Raw genomic sequence first — 20,669 nt, forward strand, 5'->3', positions numbered from 1 at the left:
ATTAATCTCCCAACGAGATAAAGTTTTCTATCGGAGTTTTTTGTTGGATTTGAGCTTCAATAAAACTTTCAGCATCATCAAAAACAATTTCCGAAATCTCATATTCAACAAAATTCAACAAGCATCTATATTCGCGCTCACCAACTTTTTCAATCATTTCGAATTTCTCAAGTACTTGAACAAAAATATCCTCTTTTGTCTTAACGACATCTTTTCGCATAAATTTTAAAAGAAATGTCGTCATATATTTGAGCGCATATTCTAAATCTACATCACCCATTATCTGATAGATTTCTTTTTCAAAATCCGTCAACGACAATTGCTCAGCCACTTTATAAAAGTAATTTGCCAATGTTGCTGTTTGTAGATTATAACGACTCGCAAAATTCAATTTTACCTTATTAGTCCTGTTTGATAGTGTCTGAATTTGCCATGACAACTCCAGTTTTGTTGCAATTTCACTATCAGATTCTACAAAAAATGGAGCCGTAAACACATTTCTTACTGACAAAGTTTCTTTCAAAACTGACAGATTTCTGTCAGTAAAATCCTTGTCTGAAAACACATGAAAGCCTAGATAATAACGTTTGTCAGCACGTACAATCAATCCAGCATCAATAAAAGTGTCCAACTGTCTATCCAAATTCTTCACGTCAGTAAAATCTTTATGAATCTGACGCAAAGTCGTTTCCTCATGATGTGCTAAATATTCAATCAGAGCTTTAAAAAATGGGCGACGTGTCATCCGATTTTCATTGTAAATTTTTATCATAAAATAGCAAAATACTTCCTAATACTGTTTAACTTTTAACCAAGCAAGTGTCTGCTAAATCCCCACCTCTTTTAGGTGGAGGGATAAGCAACACTAAGCTTTGCTTTCGTTCTACTGCCCTAGGGTCTTGGCGCTTTAGCGCTTAGACTTCAGGGACAGGGTGACCTCATATCTTTGATGTGAGGTTGTGCCCTAACATCAGCGGGAGAGAAAGAATCTCCCACTGATGAAGTAATCACTTCAAACCTAAGGTTTAAAAATTACTTCGCTGCGCTACATTGCCAATGCTCGCTATGCGACTAAAGTCGCTAGTCGCAATCGCAACCTTTGTGTTTCACACAAACCACTTTCTGGGCTTACCATTTCGCCTTGATACTTTAGCAGATTGCGATTTGAACTTGCCACTTTATAGGAGCTAAAGCAGCAACGGATATGCTAGTTGTTACACCTAGGTAAGGGTGTTAGCACGCACTTACTTCGATAAAATAAGCAAACTGATTTTAAAGCGGTTCCAGTATAACGCAGTATAAAACTTCTATTAGGCATTAAAACTTTCAGTCAATTGAGGAACCACTTGTTTCTTACGTGACACTGCACCTTCAAGAAAGGCATGGTCATCCTCTAAAGTAAAGTGGAAAGCAGCTTCAATCTTATCAGCATGAGCGCCCAATTCCACAATTTCTGAATTAGAATTTACAATATCCGTAATCATAAAGACAAAGTCATCATAACCATTTGCTTCCATTGCTGATTTGATTGCTGATTTAAGGTCAACCAAACGAGCCAAAACCTCAGGAATATCAACAGTATTCACTTGAGCAATACGAACCTTAGAACCATTTAGCTCAAAAGTTTTCGCATCGATGTCAATCAATTCTTCTGCAGATTTATTTGCAAGATTTGTTCCAGCTTTAAGCATTGCAAGACCATATTCTTCAAGATTAACACCAGCAATTTTCGCCAATTCTTCTGCAACTTTATGGTCTGTTATATGAGTTGTAGGTGATTTCAAAAGCAAAGTATCAGAAATCAAACCTGAAAGCAAAAGTCCAGCAACCTCTTTAGGAATTTCAACACCAGCCTCAAGGAATTTACGATAAACAATAGATGATGCAGAACCAACAGGCTCAACCGTCATAAACAAAGGCGCTGCTGTATTAAAGTTTGCAACACGGTGATGGTCAACAACACCAAATATTGTCACATCCTCAATATCAGAAATAGACTGTTGGAATTCATTATGGTCAGTCAAAATAACTGTATCCACGCCTTCTTCCTTTGCCGAATTTACCACACGTGGTGCTTCAACACCAAAGTAATCCAAAACAAATTGAGTTTCTTCATTAGGCGTACCAAGAGCAACAACTTCAGTGTTAAGTGTGCCATTTGGACGATGATTACTCAAATATGAGAAACCATAAGATGAACCGATAGCATCAGTATCAGGTTTTTGATGACCAAAAACAAGAATTTTGTCAGACATTTTTCTACCTCATTTTAAAAAATTTTTCCCAAACCACTCCTCCTTATCTCTACCTCCTCATAATGAATGTAGAAATAAATTCTAGTGCTTCAGTTTACCCGAATCAATCAGGCAATATTCCCTTAAATTATACCAAAAATATAACTATTTTGCTCTACTTGCCCTTGTTATTCTCAAAATAAAAAATCAGAGTAAAGCCTCTGATTTTCCATATCACAATTCCCATTTTCCCTCTTACACCTTGATATGTGGCAAAAAAACTCGAATATCATCTTTATGGTAACCAACCAAAATTTTTTTGTCATCAAATATAATAGGTGCTCTCAAAAATTCCGTATGATTTAGGATGAAACGAATAATATCAGATGTCGTAAGTTGCTTAACATGGAAATAATTTCTTGCTGCATTATATGGCTTCATTGACTTTTTAGCTGAGACAATAATTTCATTAAAGCCCCCATCAAAAAGTGATAATATATGCTTTATTATAGCCTCTGAAAGTTCATTCTTTGAAATACTCTCAAACTCAAGTTTATATTTTTCCAACCAAGCAATAGCTTATTTATAGGAGTTTTACCCCACGTTTCCACGCTAAACCTTCATCATGTTTCACTTCCCCATGGTCTCCCGCCTAACCCCTTAACAACCAATCTAAAGTCACCTCTCCCAAATCCGCAATCTGGATAAGGTGTTCCAACGAAGGGACAAATTGATTCCCCTCTATCTCTCTGATAAATCGAGGAGAAACAACGGGCGATAAGGCCACTCCAAACGCAACCTCCGAGAGATTAAGGCGAGTTCTTATCCCCTTAATCTTCCCGCCCAGTTCATTCAAAAGCTCAGGATATGCACAACTTAAAGAAGGATAGGATTGACTCAACGTTTCCAAAGGTAAGGTCGAGCCAGTCCCTCTCGGTTTAGCCGTTCTGACCTCCTCCTTATCCTGAATGGAACCCTTCAAAGCTTCCTCTATCTTCCTTAACAACATAATATCTGGTTTCTTTCTCAAGAATAAAATATCCGATAATAATGCTGCTGGATAACCTATCTCCTCTGAAAGCTTCAAGATAGGAATTCTATAACGACGCATCTCTGCTTTAAAATTCTTTATTCGTTCATTAACTTCTGTTTGTTCCATTATAGTTCCACTCATAACTATCCTTTCTAACGCCCTCTCCTGATCAACACAGCCTTCTCAACTTTTCTACTTCACTGAGTCGGACAACATTTCCTCATAAACGCTTTGAGCAATTTCTTTTGCTTGCTCAAGTCGAGCCAGTGCTTCAAACTGATTTTTCTCCGCAAAGTCCAGAGCGTACTCACTCTTCTTCTTTTCTTCTGACCAACGTTCGATTTTTTCAGCGATAATGACGTAATTTTCTCTATATTCCCTTAGTGCTGCCCTCTTTTGAACCTCCATTTGTTCAAGTTGTTTTATTCTCACCTGCCACTTTTTCATTCCTTCACTAAGATTAGTAGTTTCAGCTTTCAGGTAGACCAGTTCTTTTTGGAGTCCTGGTTGACTATTACTACATTTTTCTTGAAGAAGCGCTTTTTTCTGTAATAGCTTCACATTATGATCTTTTAAGTGTCCATTTTCCTCTTTTAGCTGACTAAGAAGTGTTTTTTGATGGCCGAGCTCCTTCTTTGCTTGATTTAAAGCCAAATGCAAGGAAGAGGTCATTTTTTGATAGCCTTCCAGTGTCGCCCTTGCTTCAACCTTTAGCTGACTTCCGCTCCGTCCACTAAAAATAAGTAGACCTAAAAAGACAAAGAGGACAATAACAAAATCAAAAACAAAAATAAAATCTCCAACATGAAGCAGCGCGAAAAAATTGTGTTGTCCCTCACTCACGCTACCCGCAGTCGCAATCTTTCTCGGAAAAAAGATAAAATGTGTCTGAAGCCGATAATACATTAACCCCATAAAGAGCAAGCTACTTCCAATCAGGCTAATACCCGTAGAAATACAGTAGTAAAGCCATTGTTTACGGATAAATGAAGCAAATCCCATCAATATTGCAGTAAATAATGCAGGAGTTAAAATTGTTAGCACAAAGCCTTGTAACACATAGTCCAAGTAAAAAATACTTTTTATTTCCAGATAGATATAAATGACTTTCAAAAAGAGAGCAACAATCAATAGCCAGTAAAATAAGCCTCTAGATTTTAGAACATTCTTATTTTTCCTCAATACCTCACTCCTCATCTATTTATTCTTTTACTCCCTTCGCATGCTTAGGGCGTTCTTCTCGCTGCTTTCATTCTTTTTGCATGACGAAACAAATCCGCAAGCTGTGCTTTCTCTTCCAGCGCTGACTCTGTAAGACGATCATATTCTTTCTCAATTTGAGTTTTTTCTCTTATGAGTTGCTCTAAAACCTGCTCTTGTTTTTTTCTGTCCTGTTTTAATTTTTGGATTTCTCGCTCAAGCGCAGATACCACTGTCGTTTTTACGCTTGTTTCTTCTTTTACCTTTTTGAAATTATCGACTAACACTGCTTTTTCTTCTGACAGTCGTTTAAGCTCAAGCTCCGTTTCTTGCTTATTTTTAGCAAAATTTTGAGTATTTACAGCGATTTTCGACTCTAATCCTTTATTCGTTGCCTTTAAAAGAGCATTTTCCTTCTCAATTTTATCCAACACCCTAGTATTAGCGATTACTGCCTCTGTTGAAAGCAGATATTCTTTTTCAAGTTGCGCCAATCCCTCCCGCAAAGAAGTATAATCCCCGTTCTTCCTAGCAAGTTGTTGAGCAAAAACTTTATTAAAGTTTAAAGTAACCTTTTTTACTTCCATTAATAAGCTTTCTCGCTCAGTTTCCATTCTTGCAGGCATAGAATTATCCTTTGATTCCTCAACTAATTTATCATCCATAGCAACTAAATCTCTTGTTCAATTTCTTCTCTTAAGCGATTTAACTTTGTTTGCACTTGTTTTAATTGCTCAGAATAGACTGGGTGAGGAGTTTCTTCAGCAGTAGACACGCTAGAAATTGTTCTCACTTCTTCCATTTTCTCTGGTTCTCGAACCTCTCTTGAGCCATTCCAAATGAGAAAAGCATATTTATAAAATCCTCGAACATTCGCTAACTCGGAAGCTTCAATAAAAATTAAACGATTAAAGTATTCCTGACCAATTTCATCCAGTAGAGCCGTTTTATCTACAATATTTGCCCCACCCCCAGTCATGATAATGAAGTCAATGTCTTCAATATCAGGGAAATTTTCTGTTACCAAAGGGGCTACAGTAAATCGGGTATAATCCTCTATTGATTTTTTTACAATAAAGGAGATATCTTTTGAATCGGAGACATTACGATTTGGGCGATAAATATAAGTTCCACTAGAGCTTCCCTCACGAAGGAGTTGCTCAATCGTAAACAGCTTCGTTGAATTAATTTTTCCAGCAATTATTTTAATTAATGTCTGAATCCCCTCAAAGCGTTCAGCCCCCATTGGTGCTGGGTTCAGGCGATTTGATGTATTAATCAGTATAGTGCCGCCCCGATATCTAAAACACCCATACGTCCGTTGACATATTCATCTACAGGATGCATTCCTTCATCATAAGCCAATTCAAACGCAGTTCCCATGTATTGAGGAATAACCAAGATAGAGTCCTCAGAAGGAATTTCAATGATTAACTCTTCCCCATCCACCCGAATATAGTGTCGTCCAATCATCAACTCTTTCAAAATTTGAATTGTTCTACTCTCTTCATGCAGATCTGTAATCGGTACGCCCAATACCAGCTGGACAACAAGTGGCTTAGTACGGGCTTCTTTGTAATCTAAAGCTAGACGTCCCAAAGCAAATTCTAAAATACGCTGTGTTTTTTTCTGTTCAATCCGACCCGAACGAGCATAAGTATCAATCATTTTTTCAGAGAGATGATAAGCCTCTAACTCTGTTCCCCAAACAAATCGATTTTCTCCTGTTTTATCTATAGAATAAACTTGATTTCCTTTTAGTTTCCAGCCTCCCAGTACACCTCGGGTTACATTTTCTGCTGTCAAATAAGAGGCAGGATAGACATATTCCCCTCGGTCACTTTTCATCTTAATTCGTTTATTTCCTAAATCAATAGCAAAAATATTCATCCTTTTTCTCCTTTAGTTCTGAGTCCTTTTCAAAGACTCAAAACTCCTTTACCTGATACAAATTTTTATAAATGACTGACACTTCTCAAGAGAAGATCAATGGTTTGAGCTGCTTCATTGATTTGAGCCGAATAATACTCTATCCGCTCTTTAAGTTGGCTAAGTTTCACTCTAGATTGGGCTTCCTGAGTAGCCGCTTCCTCTTCTGCTTTACTAATCATCTGTAAGGCTTCTGCCTTTGCTTCTTCTAGTAGCTTATCCGCTTCATTTTGAGTTGTAAGTGTGATTTTTTCCCATTCTTCAAGCTGCTTGTTTCTCTGTAATTCCTGCTTATTTTTTTCTTGAGCTATTAATTCACGTTCACTTTCTAGCAAAGCCGTCTTGTAAGCAAAGTGTTCTTGGAGTTCTAATAAAACGTCCGAAACTTCTGATTTAATCTCTAGTTTTTCTCTTGTTAACCGCCTAATCTCAGAGTCTTTTTCTGCAATTTTCTCATCAAAAGTCTTAGAAAGATTGACTTGCTCATCTTTTTCTGCAAGAACCTTTGTTTCAAGGGTTTCTATTTGCTTCTTTTTACCTGTTAATTCATGCTCTAGAGAGGCAACTTGCTGTTTATATTTTAGAAGCTGCTCATTTAAAACTTTTTCAGACTGCGTGTTCTTTTGAGACTGCATTGATTTATTATCTTGCAATTTCACTTGCTTCAATGTTTCATATTGGACCTTAATATCTTCTTTTTCTTGTTCAACTCTTTTTATTTTTTGTTTTAAGGATGTTACCTGTTGAGCAATTTCAGAAATTTGTTGAGTAGTAACTGATGTCCCTCCCTCTGAAGCTTTAGATCCTATCTTTCTTTGAAAAAAACCTTTTTTCTCCACCATTCTCTCCTCTGATATCCATCGTTTTAACCCTAGTAAACTCAAGACTGTGTTCCACAGTCTTGGTTTTTCAAGTTAGTTCATCACTCATCTTTTTCAGAAGCTTCTTTGCTTTCTTCATTCAATTGTGCTTTAATCGCTTCAAGTTGAGCTTGGAGTTCTTCTTTTTCGGAGGGGTGTTCTTCATCGTCTTCATCATCTTTACGGCGTTTCCATAAGAGGAAGAATAGGAAAAGTAGTGCCAAAAGAATCAGGAGAATTCCCAGCCAAATCAACCAGTTTTTATACCAAGGTTCTGGTTTAACCGTGACATCCTTAGCATTTAATTTTCTTGCCGTTTCTCCAGAAATTGTAAAGTCTCGCGTAAATTGCCAGCGATAATCAAATTTCTGCGCTTTACCCGCCGCATCTTTATATGAATATTTTCCATTCGCATCTTTTTGACCATAGACCGTCATGGTTAAACGATACTTCCCTGCCTCAAGACGCTTTCCTTCGCCAATCGCAATAGGATAATCAAAATTAGTATTAGGAGCCATCTGCATCATTTCTTTATTTGCAGTATAGGACAAACTCGTATTACTCAATCCCTTAATCGTTGCTTGCGCATACATTTGATTAAGGTATCCTGCATTTGGATTTTGTAGATTAGCATTAATGACATTTCTATAGTTCACTTGGCCTGGAGCCACAGCGTTCATTTTTAAATCTGGTGCAACCCCTGTTTTATCTTGTTGCATCAAAAGTGCAACGACATACGCATATTTATTTTGAATACTCAAACCTTTAGATTTGGAGTCTGTTGTGCCAGAATCTTTTTCTTTAAACGTAATCCCACCTGCGATAACCCCTTTAAAAGTTTCATCAGGCATCTTAACATTAATTTTTACCTGTTGTGATGATTTTGGAGTAAGGGTAATTTCTTTGGGCATCGTCGCATAGTCTGCAAGATTGTACTTTAAAGTGCGATCTGGCTTAATCTTATTTGGAGAATATTCGATGACGCCATTAATATTCGTTGTGGCACTTGCGATTGCTTCTTCAACAATTACCGTTTTCTCTGTTGAGTTTTTGAGTGTAACGGTCAAAGTCTGAGATTGACCAGGGGTCATTTCTAAATTGAAATACCCACTTTGACCGATTTGATTTTCTGGGAGAACGGGGTTCACCGAGAAGTTAAACTCGTTGGCATAAGCCACTTTACTAATTGCTCCAAGAGTAAAGATTGTCGCAATTAATAACAAAATTTTTCTATAATTTTTCATTATTCCCTCTTTCTAAAAATGTAGCGATACATTCTATTAGTCAATCGTTGTCTTACTATAAATATAAAATAAGTCCGTTGTTCTAAATGGAAATTGCTTTCCATTTAGAACAAAAATACAAATTAACCAATCCTTCTATTAATTGGTGGGTACATCATTGAGAGACCAAGTCAATTGTCCTTCGTAAGTTCCTTTTTCTTGACTCTGTACAGGGATATTCAGTTGAATACCTTGTCCAGTGCCTGAATTCCAATTTTGATTCAAATTGAATGTACCGGTTGTTGGTGCTGTATTTGCGTAAATTTGCATAGCAGCACTTGTAATTTGTTGGCTTCCTGTTCCATTCTTGAAGATAAGATATGGAGCAAGATTATTTCCATTTGTGACCCCTTGCAAATCTTGGGTTTGTGCAACAGTAACGTCCCAAGGTTTAAGCCCTGTTCCTGTGCGAGTATCTGTGACGGTCACATCACTTGAAGGACTTTGTGCCCAAGCAACCAAAGGTTTTGGACTAACATTTAATGTTCCAAAGTCATACATCGTAGGAGTGGTTAAACTAATTGATCCAAAGCTTAAATTAATAGTGATCTCTTTTGATACACCATTGTAAGTATAAGTTACAGGATGGATATTTCCATTTTCATCAATGATTGGATTATCAGCCGTAATGGTTTGTAAAGTACCGACTAAACCTACCGGAGTAGAAATTGTCGGATCTTCTATTGTGCCATCTGCTTTGAAGCCCAAAGCATAAGTCCAATTTCCATCTAAATCGGCTTGATTTTTAAGCGCATTAGCCTCATCCCCTGTCATACTTGTATCATAAGCATTCACAGCAGTCTGATGGTCTGATGAAATAACCGCAGCTTGTGGAACAACAACAATATTACTTTTAGCCGTACTACTGCCCAGTGTCCAAGTCATTGGAACTTCTGCATAAGACTGACCTTGAGCGTTTGTCTCTGAGGAAGTAGGGTCTTGAATCGTCGTACCTGCATTGTTAATTGTTGATAAAGTCCCATCACTCACAGTAATATCGGACATTACTCCTACCCCTTTCAAACCAACAATTTGTTGGAGTTGAGTCTGAGTTAATGAGGAGGCATTTGTTCCTGAACTGGTATTAGGTAGGATATAATTTCCTGCACTCAACGAAGTTGTATTATCTGTGACCACATTTTGAATAATATAACTCCCAAAAGTAGTTTGGTCATTCGAGCCGTTTTGTTGGTTCCCTGTGAAGTAATCTCCCGTAGCAAAATTACGTGTGGCTCCTGTGGTCCCCGCACTGACATCGAAATTAGGATTTGTTTGGGGTAGTTGTTCAAAACATTTCCGTTGTAACCCGATGCCGAACGAGATTTTATATATCCAGGAGCATCAGAATTGAAAGAAAATGGTTGATTATTAGCCACACTACTTAAATCTGGATTATAGTTCATGACATATTTCAATTCAAAACTTGATGTTGGTGTATTTGGATTCACAGATGCCCACGCTTGCATAGCTGTTCCTGGTGTTGGAGTTCCTGTAGTTACACCTGGTAGATTATATTGCCAATTACCTGTTGAACTGTTTAAACCTGTGGTATTGAAAACACGTATCTGTCCAGGAACAACATAACCAATCCAAGTAGGATTCGTTGGACTAGTTCCTGAATTTAATGTGTAATCTCCGAGAAAAGCATAATTATTTTTAGAATCAACGCCTTGGAAATTACCCGGTGTGATATTAAATGCACCTGAACCTGTCGAGGCATTGCCACCATTAAAAGTCAGAACTGGAAAGCCCTTTTGTGATCCCCAATAAGCTCCTGAATAAGTTGTGCTTGGAGAAATTACAGTTCCCGTAGGAATCCATGATAAACTTGCTCCACTTTCACTCATATCCAAATCAGAGAAATTCATCAAACCAGGAGTATTTATATATGGACTAGAAAGTTGTACATTTTTCCCCACAATGAGTTTGGCTCCTGAAATGACAGATGATGTGGAAGTAACCCCAAGTGTAGAGTTATCACTAAGCGTCAAATTGCCCGATGTTGCATAAGTAGAGGCATGATTAGTTGCTGTTGCATTCGCTCCATTTAATAGTCCCCTGATACAGTTGTATTAACTCCTGGCATAACACTAGCGGAACTAAAGTTTACAACTTTCCCAGTAATCATAATTGGGTTCGCAACATTTCCTGACCCATCACCAAATTGAATCGTAGAAACATTACTGCCAGCATTAGCATAAACAGAGGTCAAATTATCGCTTGAAGCACTATTATATATGCTACCAGCAATTGTGGTTCCTTCTCCAATTTTTGTAGTAACATTACGAGCCAATCCACTTGATAAAACGATTGAACGATTTGATGCATAGACATTACCAACTGTAGCACTATCAGCATCAATTAACATATTGATAGTTCCAGCTTTAATATTTGTTGAGTTAGAACCATCTCCATAGATTGTCGCACTAGATAGTTTCGTTGCAGTATTAGCATTCGCTTTAATAGTTAGATTAATCGTATTCGTTGCATCTGTACCACTTTGAACACCTGTTTTGTTATAACCTGGTCCCGCTGAAAGATACGTATTTTGTGACGGAAATTGGAATGTATTACCATTTGGTCCTGTCAAATCAAGTGTCAGTGAGCTATTACCATAAACAACTGAATTACCAGAGTTGAAATTACCGCCACATACTGTTTTAGGACCATCCTGACGTGGAGCATTTGAGAAATCGCCACCATAGATATATACGCTAGAATTTCCAACTGTAACATTATTCCCAGCAAGTGCATAGTTTCCACCTGTATTAGCAGGAATTACGCCATTGTTTACTACCGTTGTCATATTCCCAGAAATATATCTACCGTTCCAAGCTCCTCCTGATAAAAACCAGTCCGTCTGTCCATTATTGAATTGGGCACTAGTATTTCCGTATACAGTACCACCACTGCCATACATGCCTCCTTCAAGTGTATCGGTTACAGCTCCATTATTGAAGTTATAGGAATTACCTATTTGGTTTCCCGACCATCCCGCTCCATATGTCCAACGAGCTGCAGAATTATTTTGTATAAGGTATGAGTCGCCAACTTGCCAATAATTTGAACCATTACCAGCATCGTTACCTCCACCCCCAACAATATCATTAAGATAGTATGAGTTGGCAATATTTGTATTACTGCCATTGTAGTTCACTCCATTTGCTGCTTCAGTAGAGGCAAGAGAGCCATCCCCTTGATCCCCTATTACAACAAATCCTGAACCACCGATACCCGTACGATTTGAGGACGAACGACTACCATCGTCTACTCCGTTCTCACCAGTTGTATTACCTCCTGGTGCAGTTGAACCATCTCCAACTTCCATGATTGTATTGCCTTTGATGAAGCCATATCCACCACCAAGTACAATATTATAATCATAACCTGCGCCAACCAGTCCTGAACGAAGCCAAGTATAAGCGTTGCCGTAAAGTTTCTCTGAAGCGGAAGATTCAGCAGTGGCTGCTGCTGCCGTTGGATTAGCATCATTAGCCGTACCAGATACAGGCATTCTTGTATTATAAAGATAATCTGCACCATAAGCGCCTGCAGCCCCACCCATAAAGGCAGTGCCACTTGTGCCATATCCTGTTTTCGTATAGTTGATGACGTTACCATACACAGTAACAGCATTACTATTACTTCCCCAGCATTATTAGCCCCAGCTATTCCAGCAAAATTGGCATAACCACCAGTAAATTTTGAGGTATCATAATCATTTACAATTGCGGAATTTGTGCTGCCAGATACCCCAACGGTACCATTTTGAACCCCACCATTATACATTTCTTCGCCATTGTATGATCCTAAACCCTTAAAAGTATTGTAGATTGTACCCTTAATTGTTCCGTAACCTGCACCACCATAGTAAGTCCCGTTATAACTTGCACCAGAAATCGTAGAATTCCAATTGTTGTAAACGTCACCATTCACAGTAACAGGATTAGCACTTGTACCAACTCCTGCTCCATACATGTTTGCAATATTACCAGTAAATCCTGTTACCGAGACATTGGTATCTCCACTAATTGTCCCACCAGAAGCATTACCTCCTGTAACAGTCCCCAAACCAGAAGCATTTGTTATAGATACATGAGTACTACCTGAAATATTTCCTCCAGCGTTATTGCCGCCGTAGAAACTCATTGTTCCTGTACCAGTTGAACCTACATAAATATTGGTATCTCCTGTTACACTTGAAGTACCATCTGTACCACCATAAACTGATATACCTGTTCCTGTAAAGTTTGAACCAGGCATAAATGCAATGGGATTTCCTTGAGCATAAAAATTATGATTTCCCGCTGCAACATTGACATTACGAAAAGCGGTTGATGCACCAAAATAGTTATTGGTTGGCGTTGTAATTGTGAAACTTCCCACTGCTGCGACGTTTGGAGAGCTTACCAAGCTATCTGTAGTATTCGCAATAATCGTAATAGATTTTACTTTACCATTCAGACTAGCAAACGTTCCGCCTGTCGTTGTATTTCCCATCGTAGTTGCACTAAGTGTAACGTTACCACCAATGAAAAGCACAAAGTCACTTGAATTATCCGCATTGGAATAAATATATTGTAATGCAGCTTGTACATTAGAATCAGTTACACTTGTATAATTTTGAACAGAAACACCATTTTTTATAACTTCAATCTGCCCTGCAGTAACCCCCGTAAGACCAGCTATACTACTTTGATATCCAAAGCTGGTTCCATTTATCGCCTCTGTTGGCAATTTTATATTTAAAGCTGGGCGACTAGGCTGAGGGATTGTAGTACCTTCAAAATCAGTACTACTAGTGGGAACAACGCTTTTAAGCATGGTACTCATACTAGTATTTGACGTTGTCGCTCCTACTTCTTGAGGTGATAACATCTTCCCAAGAGATGTTGGCGTAACACGTCCGCTACTAAAAGCTTGAGGAATTGCCCCAAGTTCATAGATGGGACCAATGCCAGCAACATTGCAAAAGTCACAAGTTTAAATTTGTTTTTTCTTTGCATGAAATCTCCCTTACTTGTTTCTCACCACTAAACATATTATTAAAAAATTAGTTAGCAGGTGTGTCATCAAGGGTCCATGTAAGGTCTGCTGTATATTTAGCTGCACCCGCTACACCTGCAGGAACTGCGAGTGTTACGGCTGTATCTTTGGTTGCACCATCTTTGCCACCAAAGTCAAGCAAGCTGTTACCTGAACCATGTCCTGCTGTTGCTCCAAGGATTGTGTCTGATTGAACACCTGGTGTCAATACTGTTGACGCTGCTGAAATATCAGCTGGATTTGCTGTACCAGCACCTTGAATTTCTGCATCTCCAAGTGTAACTGTTGCGCCTGTAAGTGTTCCATGACCATTAGCAACAAGTCCTGCATCTGAAGTAGTGAAGTCAGTCATTTGAACTTTTAAGTTCCATCCAGAGAAGGTCCCACGGTTATCCGCTACTTGAACATAGTTTGTACGTGTGGTATCATCATCCAATTTTTGTGCTGCTGCGTTATAAACTTCTGCTTTATTGCTTACTGGATGACTACCAAAATCAAAGCTTGAGGCATAAACAATCGTCAAACCGCTATCTGGCATTGTTGGCCCTCCAGGGTTAACACCATCTGGTTCTGTAGGATTTACAGGAACAGTTGGGTCTTGTGGGTCAACTGGTCCTGTTGTATCAGTACCAGGTGTGAATGTGACTTCACCTTGTGAATTGTAGACTTGTGTTGTTGCAGCACTAGCAATTTGTGGCGCAATAGAAGCTGCCAAAAGTCCAAGTGTGGCTAATGAAATATATTTTACTGCTGATTTAGACATGAAATTGTCCTGCCTTTCTGATATATAAATAAGTTTTTATAGCTTACTCCTCTTGTATTAAGTGGGAGTATTAGTTGGTAAATCAGATAAAATCCAATTTAGTGTTGTTGTATAAGCTGCTGCATCTTTTGGTGTCGTACCGGGGACAAATAGTGTTACATCTGGAGTGAGTCCATCCTTCGTAATACTGGTTTGACTTCCCCAACGAATCACCCAAGTCCCTGCACCTTCACCAGATGTAGCAAGTGCGACTTGCGTTTCTACACCTGGAATTAAGCGGAGTACTTCTTGAGCTTTGGGAGCAGATGTTCCATTTGTAGATGCTGGAACTGGATTTCTCAAAGAAATCGCAGAGCCGTTAAGCGTTTTATATTTCTGAGGACCTGTAGCAACTTGCGTAAATTGAGAAGTTTCTACAACTTTTAAAGCCCAACCCGAAAATGTGCCACGTCTATCTGTTACTTGGACGTAATTGGGCGTTAAAGTATCTGAATTAAAATACTTTTGAGCTTTCGCAAGGTAAGTTTGGTCTTCATTTGAGATATCGTGAGTTCCAAAATCAAAGCTTGATGCAAAATCGATTGTAAGTGGGCCATCACCGCCAGGAGTAGGTTTTGAACCGTCTGGATTCTGTGGATCTACAGGAAGTGTAGGATCAGGTGTATTAGGATCTACAGGAGGTTGAACCCCACTTCCTGTACTAAATCCAACAATTCCTTGTGAATCATAGGTCTGAGTTGTGGCGGCGTAAGCTTTATGAGCTAAACCCAATGAAATCAGGATGAGAGGCACGCTTAACAATGTTATTTTTTTCACAGTACCCTCCTTTTCATGTTATTAAGGTTAAGCAAATGGCTTAGTTCCCTGGAGCATTTGTTAATGACCAATTAAGTTGAGTTGTGTAAGCTGTTGCTTTATTGGTTCCTGCAATAACTTTAAGAGTAATTGGTGATGCTGTTGATACTGCATCATTATCAAGATGTGGTCCTCCGTTTTCTTGGTAGTCTGCGTTGCCACCAAGACCATAAACCCAAGTTCCCATTCCTTGATTAGTGCCTGCACCTAAAATCTTAGTTGCTGCTGTCCCTACTGTAAAGCTGTCGGTATTAACATAACCTGGTGTTGCTGCTGTGGTACCATCCGTATAGCCTTTGCTGAAAGATAGTTCTGCTCCAGTCAACTTATCTCCATCTGAATTTTGGAATTGGTCACTTTCGGCAACAGTTAGAGTCCAACCATCCCATGTTCCGCGTGTGTCTGTTACTTGGACATAGTTAGGACGGGTAATATCAACATCGTTTCCATCTTTATCTTTGCTAATCCATTGAGCATGGGCATAATAAGTTGCATCATTAGATGAAATCTTCTGTGTACCAAAGCTCAAACTTGAGGCAAAGTCAATAGAAAGTGCGCCACCTGTCCCTGGTGCTGGGTCTGTACCATCAGGATTTGTTGGTCCTACTGGAACTGTCGGATTTAATGGGTCAACTGGGCTAATCCCTGTATTATCCCCTTCTTCAAAATTAACATAGCCATTAGACGTGTAATCTCCGCCTGTACTTGCAGCACTTACAGTACCAGCAATCATAGGTCCCACTACAAGACATGTGGTCAATACTGAAGCTGATTTCAGTAACATTTTATTCATTAGTTGTCTCCTTTTAAATAATCATATTTTTAATACAGTATGATTTTATTGAGTTACTGCAGATGTGTTACCTGACCAATCATTGCCTGGTACTGCTTGGAGACTCCAATATAAATCTGTTGTATAAGGCGCTGCTTTTTCTACCAAACCTGCTGGAACTGTTAAACTAATTGCTGATTTTGTCGCAACTTTAGATTGATCTGACGTGTTTGCAGTATCTACTGATGCTGCATCATATGCATCTACATCACCAAAGTTGTAAAGCCAGGTTCCTGCCCCTTCATTTTCAGCTGCTGAAACAAGTTTAGTCGCTACACCTGGTGTGAGTGAGCCTGAGCTTACAACATCACTTGGTGTACCTGCGGTAATTCCATTCCCACCTACAATTGTTCCACCGTTGAAGTTAATTTGTGCTCCAGTAAGTGCATAGCCTGCATCTGAAGAACTACCAGATGTCAAGTGAAGATCTGAGGCTTGAGTCAAGGTCAGAGTCCATCCAGCCAAATCTCCTGATTGGTCAGTCACTTGCGCATAGTTGGGTACAATTTTAGTAACGTCGTCTTTATCTACTACCATGTCAGGGTGAGCATAATAAGTTTGTGCTTGTGTAGAGATTGATTGTGTACCGAAGTAAAGGGTTGAACCATAGTCAACTGTCAAGTTACCTGATGCTCCTGGGGTTCCTGGATCTACGGGAGTCACTGGATTGGTTGGATCAGTGGGATCAAGAGGGTCTACTGGACCTGTTCCTGCTTGCAAAGTAAGGTTGGCACTAGAAGTATAGTCACCACCAGTAGTCGTTGCTGCACCTGCGGTAGAAATAAGCACTGGTCCTGCAATTAAAAGTGTTGCTAATAGTGCTGAAGATTTTAATACTAATTTGTTCATTAAATGTTTCTCCTTAAATGTTAATCCATTAGAAATAAACTATTTTTCAAATGGTGAGTAATAAAACTTTGGGTTTAGTATTTTCCTATATGGCTTCCCTCCTTCTATACTTTTTATAAACTGTAATGAGGAATAAAAGAATCATTCCTGCAAAACTCGTTATAACTGAAGAATTTGTTGCATCTCCCGTTTTTGGAAGAATACTTTGCTCCTTAGGAAGAGTGGGTTTAGATTCCGCAGGAGGAACATTCTCACCACTAGATGACGGGGGCGTTTTCCAAACACCTGTAAACCCTACACGGCCTTGCGTGTTATACTTTGTTTCGGCTGCGTGAGCGTAAACTGTAGGCATCATTAAAAGCAACACAAGCAAAGCAAATAAATTTTTTTTGTTCATGGTTTCTCCTAATTTTTCTCTAGATTGAGAAAGTGATACTCTGTTTTTCTAGGCAAGTGATATTACCTATGTTAAACAACTAATTTTTAAAGTTTCATCCCTCCTTTTTTAAAAACACTTTCCTAATTATGAGCATAACGTCTAGAGATACTATTTCAGAAAAATCATAATTTTTCTGATATTTAGTTTTTCATAGTATAATATAGTAAATGAATATCTCTATAAATAGATAATTATTTTTAAATTTTTAATCTGATTCGATTCTATGTTGTACTGAGATTACCTAAAATGGAAGTTGTTATATAAAATAATCTTCACGAAAGGGTTGAAAAGATTACGATATTTTTATATAATATTCTTGTAACTAATTAATGCTTTTCTATTTTGTTGCATAATTTCTAGTTGTTTTTATACTCGCTTTCAAACTTTTCTTTCAGAAAAATTATGATTTTTCTGAAACTCACATTATAGCTAAACCTTATGGTTAAGCCTTTTTTATTTTTATTACTCTAAAAAAATAATTAGTTAAAATGTCCTGATTCAAACAAAACGTTTATTACAAAATCTTTTTACTTACTACTTTTTAGCTCCAAAGCTCTTATGATTACGTTAAGAAAAAAGTCTATTTCTTCATTTAAGAGATTTTACCTTAAAATTTGGTTCTTTTTTTAAATTTTTAATGCAATAGCTACTCTTATTCCTATTAAAAAATTAAATTTTTTGTAACATTAGATATAATTAATTCGCTATAAGTGTTCATTAAAATAAAAAAAGCGTAAAATCTACGCTTTTGATGTATTACCTTTCTGTCAGTACTGACAGATTTTTTATTTATTCCCCTTCATTGTTCGATTGAAACGATGATGCGAACGACCATAGCGGCTAATCCTCCGATGAGGTTTATGAGCTGGAACTCCATTTTCCTCAAAGTCTTCTAACTGCTCATCTTCTTCTCTACCACTCAGAATTTCGTGAAGTTTAAGTAATTCTTCGCGTTGTTTCTCTAACATTTTTTCACCCTCACTTATCTCTATAAGTCCTTTCTTCTTTCTCATCTTAATATCATTATCTCATTTTTATCTTATTCATCAAAATAATACACAACTGACAAAAAAGGTTACTGACAGTTTTTCTGTCAGTAACCTTTTTCTTTTAATTCTGAAAGCATCTGAACATAAAATTCCATTACATCAAATCCTTTAATATTTTTACGGCTCAAGTCAATCATATCACTATGCGAGATTCCTATTTTTCCTTTTGGTCTTAATATACCTAGAAAATTTCCCCATTGCATTGACTTCGTTGCAACAAGCCCATCATTATCACCAGCGATCGGTTTAATAAGTGCATAGCCGAGATTTAATGGAAAAGATGCTGACCGCCTTGATTTCAGCGATGAGCCAACGCTTTGATAATAGACATCTGGTGAATCTGTCATTTTTCTATTTAACTGTCCACAGCGTTCAGGGGTCAGCTCTTTGATTGACTCAACAAAATCACACTGAGTATCTCCCAATCTCATAAATATATTCGAATACTTATTGCCTATTTTTGTCACAATTTTTTCTGGCGTCATGGATAATACTCTCCCTGCTAAATCCGAACCATAGTGTGGACTATTGATTGTCGTAAGACTTGCCACATAAGGAGCGAGCCCTAACACAGATATAGCATACCGACTATCAATTCCCCCTTTTGAATGTGCGATGATATTCACTTTGTTTGCGCCAGTCTGAGCAAGTATACTCAAAATTTTATCTCTAATTTGTATCGCAGCTTGCTCAACAGGAATGGATGATTCATGTTCTCCATAAAATATTTGCGCTCCGTTATCTTCAAGCGCCTCAGGGATTCTTCCCCAATAATTAAATATTTCCCAATCTCTAAAAAATATTCCATGTACCATAACAATTGGATACTTTGTTTTGCAAACTTGTTTTTCTTTGCGCTTTTGATTGAGGACATATTTTTGATTATCAAATATGAGTTCCTGTTTTATTTTCACAGCTGCAAAGGTCGAAAAGATACTGTTAAAAAATGGCATCCACCAAAAAGACAATAAAGCAATTCTGAGCAAAAGACCAATTTGTCGTGATATTGTAAAACTTCTTATCAAGCCGTTAATAACTAAAAAGTAGCACAATAAAAGACTCACAGCAAAATTAGTTAAAAATATCACCCAGTGTATTGGATAGATTGTTATTATAGAGAGGTATATTAAAGCTTGAACCGAAAAGACTACTGCAGATGCTTGCAAAATATCATAGCAAGCACTTAATTTAGTTAATTTTTCTGCTGGATATTCCGTGGTTCGAGGATTAAAATTATAAAAAAAGTAAAATAAGGTTAGCACAATTCCTATTAAACCTTTAACATAAAAAGCTCCATTGAATCTTGTTAAAATGATGACTTGATTGACTGATAAAATTAGAAGAAACCAAAATAATATTTTTTTGAGTATTATCATACTTTAACTATAACAAAAACAAAGTAAAAAATCCCTGATAATCAGGAATTTTCTAATATTATCTAATTCTTTGTAAATAGTCTTGGTAGGACTCCGTATCCATCACTTCTTTAGCATTGTGAACACGATCTTTTGTTGGTGGTTTTACACCTTCTAAAGGATATTTCCAGCCCAATTCTCGCCATTTGAATTCACCCATTGTATGGTAAGGAAGTATTTCAAATTTCAAAACATTTTTGAGTGTTTTGACAAACTCACCAAGCTTTATCAAGTCTTCATCATAGTCTGTTTCTCCTGGAACGAGGACATGACGAATCCACATTGCTTGCCCACGGTCTGAAAGATATTGAGCAAAGTCAAGAATGTTATCTACTTTATTTGCAGTTAAATCTTTGTGACGTTCAGGATTAATCTCTTTCAAATCTAACAAAACAAGGTCAGTATAATCTAATAACTCTGCGATATGTTCCGTCACATAGTCATCTGTCATATAGGGTTGCCCTGCGGTATCTAGTGTTGTATGAACTCCAAGAGACTTCGCTACTTTGAAAAGAGCAGTCACAAAATCAATTTGAAGGAGCGCCTCACCACCTGATACAGTAATTCCGCCCTTTTCCCCCAAAAACCTCTGAACCGTAAAGCTTCGTCCATGACATCGCCCACTGTTCTCACAGTAGCTTTGTCAGATTTCATCGCCCAAGTGTCTGGATTATGGCAGTATTTGCAACGCATCCGACAACCTTGAACAAAGACAATGAAACGCACACCAGGTCCGTCAACTGAACCAAAAGATTCGGTGGAGTGGATTAACCCTGTCACTTGTTTAAGCTCTTCTATATTTTCAGACATACTCTTCTCCTTTAGATATAAGAAAGGTCCCTCCAGAAATTACGAAAGCAAAGAAAACTAAAGCAGCGCTCA

At 37.9% G+C, this 20,669-nt stretch carries 21 protein-coding genes and 1 pseudogene; all 22 read right to left on the reverse strand.

Annotation, left to right across the window (positions count from 1 at the left end; all coding sequences use genetic code 11):
• Position 1 precedes the first annotated feature (1 nt).
• A complete protein-coding gene (locus tag FLP15_RS12050) occupies positions 2 to 772 on the reverse strand; it encodes a DUF1803 domain-containing protein (RefSeq protein ID WP_142767309.1) in 771 nt (256 codons plus the stop codon).
• A 538-nt stretch (positions 773 to 1,310) separates the two neighbouring features.
• Positions 1,311 to 2,255 (reverse strand): manganese-dependent inorganic pyrophosphatase, encoded by a 945-nt coding sequence (locus FLP15_RS12055; protein ID WP_142767310.1) that lies wholly within the window; start codon positions 2,253 to 2,255, stop codon positions 1,311 to 1,313.
• A gap of 234 nt (positions 2,256 to 2,489) precedes the next feature.
• Positions 2,490 to 2,801: an ArsC/Spx/MgsR family protein gene (locus FLP15_RS12060; RefSeq protein WP_142767311.1), complete on the reverse strand. Its 312-nt coding sequence runs from the start codon at positions 2,799 to 2,801 to the stop codon at positions 2,490 to 2,492.
• Between the two features lie 85 nt (positions 2,802 to 2,886).
• Positions 2,887 to 3,408 (reverse strand): helix-turn-helix domain-containing protein, encoded by a 522-nt coding sequence (locus FLP15_RS12065; protein ID WP_190288303.1) that lies wholly within the window; start codon positions 3,406 to 3,408, stop codon positions 2,887 to 2,889.
• A 51-nt stretch (positions 3,409 to 3,459) separates the two neighbouring features.
• Positions 3,460 to 4,449 (reverse strand): hypothetical protein, encoded by a 990-nt coding sequence (locus FLP15_RS12070; RefSeq protein ID WP_142767313.1) that lies wholly within the window; start codon positions 4,447 to 4,449, stop codon positions 3,460 to 3,462.
• 44 nt (positions 4,450 to 4,493) lie between these two features.
• Positions 4,494 to 5,132, reverse strand: a complete 639-nt coding sequence (locus tag FLP15_RS12075; RefSeq protein ID WP_142766852.1) for a hypothetical protein — start codon at positions 5,130 to 5,132, stop codon at positions 4,494 to 4,496.
• 5 nt (positions 5,133 to 5,137) lie between these two features.
• A complete protein-coding gene (locus FLP15_RS13340; RefSeq protein WP_223804600.1) occupies positions 5,138 to 5,713 on the reverse strand; it encodes an Alp7A family actin-like protein in 576 nt (191 codons plus the stop codon).
• 32 nt (positions 5,714 to 5,745) lie between these two features.
• Positions 5,746 to 6,357 carry a ParM/StbA family protein gene (locus FLP15_RS13345; RefSeq protein WP_223804601.1) on the reverse strand — a complete coding sequence of 204 codons (612 nt, stop codon included), beginning with the start codon at positions 6,355 to 6,357 and terminating at the stop codon, positions 5,746 to 5,748.
• Positions 6,358 to 6,422: 65 nt separating this feature from the next.
• Entirely contained in the window at positions 6,423 to 7,238 is an 816-nt protein-coding gene (locus tag FLP15_RS12085; RefSeq protein ID WP_142766853.1) for a coiled-coil domain-containing protein, read from the reverse strand.
• Positions 7,239 to 7,318: 80 nt separating this feature from the next.
• Complete coding sequence (locus FLP15_RS12090) at positions 7,319 to 8,500, reverse strand: WxLIP family cell surface protein (protein ID WP_142766854.1); 1,182 nt, start codon at positions 8,498 to 8,500, stop codon at positions 7,319 to 7,321.
• Positions 8,501 to 8,638: 138 nt separating this feature from the next.
• Positions 8,639 to 9,676, reverse strand: a complete 1,038-nt coding sequence (locus FLP15_RS13350; protein WP_223804647.1) for a hypothetical protein — start codon at positions 9,674 to 9,676, stop codon at positions 8,639 to 8,641.
• Entirely contained in the window at positions 9,649 to 10,530 is an 882-nt protein-coding gene (locus tag FLP15_RS13355) for a hypothetical protein (RefSeq protein ID WP_223804648.1), read from the reverse strand. Before FLP15_RS13355 ends, FLP15_RS13350 begins: the two co-directional genes overlap by 28 nt.
• Before the next feature lie 56 nt (positions 10,531 to 10,586).
• Positions 10,587 to 11,867 (reverse strand): hypothetical protein, encoded by a 1,281-nt coding sequence (locus tag FLP15_RS13360; protein WP_223804649.1) that lies wholly within the window; start codon positions 11,865 to 11,867, stop codon positions 10,587 to 10,589.
• Positions 11,807 to 13,363 carry an autotransporter outer membrane beta-barrel domain-containing protein gene (locus FLP15_RS13365; protein ID WP_223804650.1) on the reverse strand — a complete coding sequence of 519 codons (1,557 nt, stop codon included), beginning with the start codon at positions 13,361 to 13,363 and terminating at the stop codon, positions 11,807 to 11,809. The genes FLP15_RS13360 and FLP15_RS13365 overlap by 61 nt, the downstream gene beginning before the upstream one ends.
• A gap of 229 nt (positions 13,364 to 13,592) precedes the next feature.
• Entirely contained in the window at positions 13,593 to 14,348 is a 756-nt protein-coding gene (locus FLP15_RS12100) for a WxL domain-containing protein (RefSeq protein WP_142766856.1), read from the reverse strand.
• A gap of 57 nt (positions 14,349 to 14,405) precedes the next feature.
• Entirely contained in the window at positions 14,406 to 15,164 is a 759-nt protein-coding gene (locus FLP15_RS12105) for a WxL domain-containing protein (protein WP_142766857.1), read from the reverse strand.
• Between the two features lie 40 nt (positions 15,165 to 15,204).
• On the reverse strand, positions 15,205 to 15,996 hold the full coding sequence (locus tag FLP15_RS12110) for a WxL domain-containing protein (RefSeq protein ID WP_142766858.1): 792 nt from the start codon (positions 15,994 to 15,996) through the stop codon (positions 15,205 to 15,207).
• Between the two features lie 45 nt (positions 15,997 to 16,041).
• Positions 16,042 to 16,884 carry a WxL domain-containing protein gene (locus FLP15_RS12115; RefSeq protein ID WP_142766859.1) on the reverse strand — a complete coding sequence of 281 codons (843 nt, stop codon included), beginning with the start codon at positions 16,882 to 16,884 and terminating at the stop codon, positions 16,042 to 16,044.
• An 85-nt stretch (positions 16,885 to 16,969) separates the two neighbouring features.
• Complete coding sequence (locus FLP15_RS12120) at positions 16,970 to 17,281, reverse strand: EF2685/EF0750 family sortase-dependent surface protein (RefSeq protein WP_142766860.1); 312 nt, start codon at positions 17,279 to 17,281, stop codon at positions 16,970 to 16,972.
• An 827-nt stretch (positions 17,282 to 18,108) separates the two neighbouring features.
• A complete protein-coding gene (locus tag FLP15_RS12125; protein WP_190288304.1) occupies positions 18,109 to 18,336 on the reverse strand; it encodes a hypothetical protein in 228 nt (75 codons plus the stop codon).
• Positions 18,337 to 18,416: 80 nt separating this feature from the next.
• The gene (locus FLP15_RS12130) at positions 18,417 to 19,748 is read right to left on the reverse strand and encodes an esterase/lipase family protein (RefSeq protein ID WP_142767315.1); all 1,332 of its coding nucleotides are present in this window, start codon (positions 19,746 to 19,748) and stop codon (positions 18,417 to 18,419) included.
• A gap of 58 nt (positions 19,749 to 19,806) precedes the next feature.
• A pseudogene (gene pflA, locus FLP15_RS12135) lies at positions 19,807 to 20,597 on the reverse strand (pyruvate formate-lyase-activating protein).
• Positions 20,598 to 20,669 lie beyond the last annotated feature (72 nt).

Source organism: Lactococcus protaetiae, from assembly GCF_006965445.1.
Taxonomy (GTDB): domain Bacteria; phylum Bacillota; class Bacilli; order Lactobacillales; family Streptococcaceae; genus Lactococcus; species Lactococcus protaetiae.